This window comes from Deltaproteobacteria bacterium (assembly GCA_019308995.1).
Lineage (GTDB): Bacteria > Desulfobacterota > Desulfarculia > Adiutricales > JAFDHD01 > JAFDHD01.
In genome coordinates this window covers 1-4,606 of sequence record JAFDHD010000205.1, presented here as the reverse complement: position 1 = coordinate 4,606, position 4,606 = coordinate 1, and the positions used below count along the sequence as shown (strand labels likewise).

The window sequence follows — 4,606 nt, the reverse complement described above, 5'->3', positions numbered from 1 at the left end:
ATTTCCAAAGGAGTCTGTTCCGACCTGGTCCCAGGGCACCCCGGCGGCCAGGCGATCCATAATTCCGTAAATACGGCCGCCATAGCCCCGTTCCGGATGAAAATTGGCCAGGAAGCGGGCTGCGACCGCCTCAGGGTCGAACTTCCCCTCAGCCACAATGGCTTCCAAAATAGAAATCATCATCTCTGTGTCGTCCGTGTAACAGCCCGCGGGGAAGCGGCCGGGCTGCAGGTCAGACAGCAGGCCGAACTCGCGCTGAATGGCCCCGGACGGCCAGCCCTCGACCGCCATACCCATGGCGTCTCCAATAAATTCGCCCAGGGCTGAACCAATGAAATGGCTGGCTAACTTGTCGTGAGAAACGCTCATCAAAGGCTTGTCCGTCCTGTCCGGGCAATATTATACTACAAGGTGACCACACCACCAGAATCAAGACCGCAGCGGAAACCGTCATGGTCACCCCAACAGGCTCAAGAATAAAATTAACCAAAAAAGGCAAAAGGCGTCAAGAAACAAATCAATAGCGCTTAATGTTAAATTTTTCAAGCAGATATTAAATTGATAAGTGGTTGAAATAACAACTAGTATACTCTCGTCTCATGTAAAGAATACATGCACATTAATATTTACATTGACATTTACATTATAAAGAGGTATGCTTTAGAGTATCAGAGTCGAAACGGAGGAGGCCATGCTGCCAGAACTATCTCCAAAACAAAGGGCTTTTCTCGAATACCTGCGGGGCGAGATCACGCACCATGGAAAGGCGCCCAGCCTGCGTCAGACCGCCGCCGCCCTGGGCGTCAGCCACTCCGCGGTAGTCCAGTATCTGAAGGCCCTGGAAGAGAAGGGTTACGTCAAGCGCGAGGGCCGTTACAGCCGCAACATTTACCTGCTCAACCGTGCCCGCGAAGTGGCGGCTTTGCAGCGCTGGCGGGAGATTCCCGTCATCGGGCGCTGCACCGCCGGTCTGCCGATGTATGCCCAGCAGGAATGGGACGGCACACTGGTGGTGGATGCGGCCCTTTACCATGCCTCGAATCTATTTGCCTTACGGGTCAAGGGCGATTCGATGGTGGGCGCTGGAATCCTGGATGGCGACCTGGCCATTTTCGAACCGCGCCAGTACGCGCGCAACGGCGAGATCGTGGTCGCCCTTATCGGCGGGGAAGAGGCGACGGTCAAGCGATTTTTTCTAAAGGATAACCGTATCGAACTTCGTCCGGAGAACAGCCGCTACCGGTCGAAGTTTTACGAGTTTGGGGAGGTTCTGATCCAGGGGAAGATGATCGGTATTGAGCGGGGGCCGGAGCAGGTGGCCAGGCTTTAGCCGCCTCTCAGGCCGTATTGATGAGAGCTGCCTGTGTTTTTCATCAATCCGGCTGCCTCGGTTTAGGAGGAAGGAGTCTCGGTGATGAGACAAACAAAAATGGAAGGCGAGGGGCGTTCTGAATCGGCAGGCTCCTGCCGCCTCTGGGTCGGCACGTGCGGCTATTCCTACACGGAATGGGTGGAGGCCGGGTTCTATCCCCCAGGCACAAAGTCGGGCCAAATGCTGTCCCTCTATGTGCAAAAGTTTCCCATTACCGAATTGAACTACACCTGGTACCAGATGCCCAGGGCGGAGGCGATTGAGCGACAGCGCGGGCAGGCGCCGCCTCAATTCCTGTTCGCCGCAAAGCTGACCCGCAGCCTGACCCATGAAATCGAACCTGACCTCTGGCGCGATCAGGCGGCTACCTTTCGGGACGGCATTGCGCCGCTTGTCCAGGCGAGGCAGTTGGCCGCGGTTCTGGTGCAGCTGCCTCCCGGTTTCGACCGTTCTCTGAAGAACCGCTCCTACCTTGCCGCCCTCCTGGATGAACTGGAAGGCCTGCCGCTGGCCGTGGAGTTTCGCCACGGCTCCTGGGCCACGGACCGGGTTTTTGCCGAGCTTGAGAGGCGGGGGGCCACTCTCGTGTCGGTGGACGAACCGAATCTTCCGGGTCTTTTCCCGGCCCTGGACGTGGTGACCAACCCAGACCTTTTCTATGTCCGGTTCCACGGGCGCAACGCCGCGGGCTGGGGCAAAGGCAAAAAACAGCTCCAGTTCAATTACGATTATACTGAAGACGAGTTGAGGGAGTGGGTGGAAGAAAAAATCATGAAGATGGCCGGTGAGGCGCGCGAAGGGGTCACTGTCTTCAACAATCATGTTCGGGCTCAAGCGCCGCGAAACGCTTTCGTGCTGGCCCGCCTGCTGCTTGAATATGGGCTTATCCTGGTTAGAGCATAAAGATCGGTCAATCATCCACCTCAACGTGGCGGACTTTGCCGTGGCGGTGGAGCGTGTGCTAGACGTTCGATTGCGGGCTCGTCCGTTAATCATCGCCCCCCAGGGGGCTTCGCGGGCCGCGGTGTATGACATGAGCGAGGAGGCGTACCAGGCCGGAGTGCGCAAGGGGATGGCCTTGAGACGGGCGCGGCGGTTCTGCCATGAGGCCGAGGTTTTGCCGCCTCATCCTGACCGTTACGAACGGGCCATGAAGGTCTTTCTTAAGCACACTCTGCCTTATTCTCCGCTGGTCGAGGCGGAGGAAGGAAACGGGCATCTATTTGTGGACCTGACGGGCACGGGCAAGCTTTTCGGGCCGCCGCCCGATGTAGCCTGGCGTATTCGCAAGGCGGTGAAGTTTGACCTCGGACTTGACCCGATCTGGTCGGTGGCCCCGAATAAGCTCGTGGCCAAGGTGGCGACGCGGGTGGTTAAACCCACGGGAGAATACATCGTCGAGGCGGGCGAAGAGGGTGAGTTTCTCCAGCCTTTGGCGGTTTACCTGCTGCCCGGCCTTGAGCGTGAAGACCTGCTGCGCCTTCGGGAATTTCACATTTCTCAGGTGGGCCAGGTGGCACGCTGGACGCTTGAGCAACTGGAGACGGTCTTTGGAAACCGGAGCCGCAAGGTTTACCAGGCGGTCCGAGGCATTGATTTTTCGCCCGTGCTTTCGGCGAGGCAAAGACCTTTGAGACTGACCGCAGATCACGTCTTCGGAGACGACACCAATGACGTGATCTTGATCGAAGCAGCCCTTTACCGCCTTGTGGAACAGGTTGGACGCCGGTTGCGCGAGCAGGGGCGGGTCGCCCGCCGGATCGGGGTTTGGCTCGATTACAGCGACGGCGTGCGCATTACCCGGCAAAAGTCCTCCAGAACGGGCACGGCCAATGACTTCAAGCTGTTTGCCTTAGCCAGAACAGCGCTTGAATTTGCCTTAAAACGACGAGTGCGCTTAAGACACCTGCGGCTGGCCTGCGACCGTCTCACCTATCCCCCGGCTCAACAGGAGCTGTTTTCTCTGGACGAACAGGAAATCCGGGCCAGCGACGGTCTCACCACCGCCCTGGACCAGATTCGCAGCCGCTTCGGTCCTTCCACGATTCGTATGGGCCGGGGCCTAGTTGCATCTATATCTGGGGAAACCCTTTTTGAAAAAATAAAAGACTCTCAGTCATGATCCCTTTGATTGTTCGTTCCCATTTCTCTCTGATGTGGGGTACGACTCCCATCGAAAAACTCTGCCAGGCCGTCCGGGCGCGGGGCTTCAGCCGGATGGCCCTGACCGACACCGACAACCTTTACGGTCTGTGGCCTTTTCTCAAGGTCTGCGCCCGGGAGGGGATCACGCCTATTGTGGGGGCGGAGGTAACGGACCCAAATGACAACCAGCGGGCTGTCTGTCTGGTGGAGAACGCCCGCGGGTACAAAAACCTTTGCCGCTTACTGAGCCATCGGCATCAGGACTCTTCTTTCAATTTGGAAAAAGCCGTCATGGCCTATGCTTCCGGGCTGGTGGTTCTTACAAGCAACGCCAGCCTCATGTGCGCCTGGCACGAAGCCGGTGTGACCGTTGCCGCCGCCCTGCCGCGCCGGCCAGGCAGCGCCGCGGAAAAGGCCCTTCAAAAGGCGAGGCGGCTCGGGCTGCCCGCGGCGGCGACGCCGGGGAGCTTCTTCCTGGACCCGAAAGACTACGAGCTTCACCGTGTCCTCAGGGCCATTGACCTCAACACCTCCCTCTCACGCCTGAAACCCTCTGACGTGGCTCCAAAGGATGCCTGGCTGGCCTCTTCCCAGGAGTATGAGCGGCGATTCGAGATCTGGCCTGAAACCCTGGCCGCTTCCCACGCCATCGCCGAACGCCTTACTTTTTCCGGGCCTGACCAGGAGGCCGTGCTCCCTCCCTGGCAAGACCCGGCGGGGCGGGATGCGGCGGCCGTGCTCCGTGAGGCGGCCTATGAAGGAGCTGACCGCCGTTATGGCCATGACCTGCCCGAGGCGGTGGTCGAGCGTCTGGAGCATGAGCTTAAGCTGATCGAGAAAAAAAATTTTTCATCCTACTTCCTGGCCGTACAGGACATCATCAAGCGCAGTCCGCGTATCTGCGGGCGAGGCTCAGGCGCGGCCTCGCTCGTGGCCTTTTGCCTTGGCATCACCAATGTCTGCCCCTTAAAGCACAACCTCTTTTTCGAGCGGTTCCTCAACCCCGACCGGGCCGATCCGCCCGATATTGACGTGGACTTCGCCTGGGACGAGCGTGACGATGTCCTGGCTTCGGTCTTCCAACAGTAC

The 4,606-nt window shown here is 58.6% G+C and carries 5 protein-coding genes; 4 read left to right on the top strand and 1 reads right to left on the bottom strand.

Going from position 1 to position 4,606, the window contains the following annotated elements; translation table 11 throughout:
- On the bottom strand, positions 1-369 hold a 369-nt coding region (locus tag JRI95_16920; protein MBW2063228.1), incomplete at its 3' end, for an ADP-ribosylglycohydrolase family protein.
- 322 nt (positions 370-691) lie between these two features.
- Here JRI95_16920 and lexA point away from each other — a divergent pair.
- The 4 genes from lexA to JRI95_16900 all read left to right on the top strand — a co-directional run.
- Positions 692-1,330: a transcriptional repressor LexA gene (gene lexA, locus JRI95_16915; GenBank protein ID MBW2063227.1), complete on the top strand. Its 639-nt coding sequence runs from the start codon at positions 692-694 to the stop codon at positions 1,328-1,330.
- A gap of 99 nt (positions 1,331-1,429) precedes the next feature.
- The gene (locus JRI95_16910) at positions 1,430-2,275 is read left to right on the top strand and encodes a DUF72 domain-containing protein (protein MBW2063226.1); all 846 of its coding nucleotides are present in this window, start codon (positions 1,430-1,432) and stop codon (positions 2,273-2,275) included.
- Positions 2,250-3,494 carry a hypothetical protein gene (locus JRI95_16905; GenBank protein ID MBW2063225.1) on the top strand — a complete coding sequence of 415 codons (1,245 nt, stop codon included), beginning with the start codon at positions 2,250-2,252 and terminating at the stop codon, positions 3,492-3,494. The genes JRI95_16910 and JRI95_16905 overlap by 26 nt, the downstream gene beginning before the upstream one ends.
- Positions 3,491-4,606: PHP domain-containing protein (locus JRI95_16900; protein ID MBW2063224.1), on the top strand; the 1,116-nt coding region annotated here is incomplete at its 3' end. The genes JRI95_16905 and JRI95_16900, both read left to right, overlap by 4 nt.

Bases quoted from the DNA above. Each gene is read 5' to 3' on its own strand.
- JRI95_16910 (MBW2063226.1), top strand. From the start codon at position 1,430: ATGGAAGGCGAGGGGCGTTCTGAATCGGCAGGCTCCTGCCGCCTCTGG.
- JRI95_16905 (MBW2063225.1), top strand. From the start codon at position 2,250: ATGGGCTTATCCTGGTTAGAGCATAAAGATCGGTCAATCATCCACCTC.
- lexA (MBW2063227.1), top strand. From the start codon at position 692: ATGCTGCCAGAACTATCTCCAAAACAAAGGGCTTTTCTCGAATACCTG.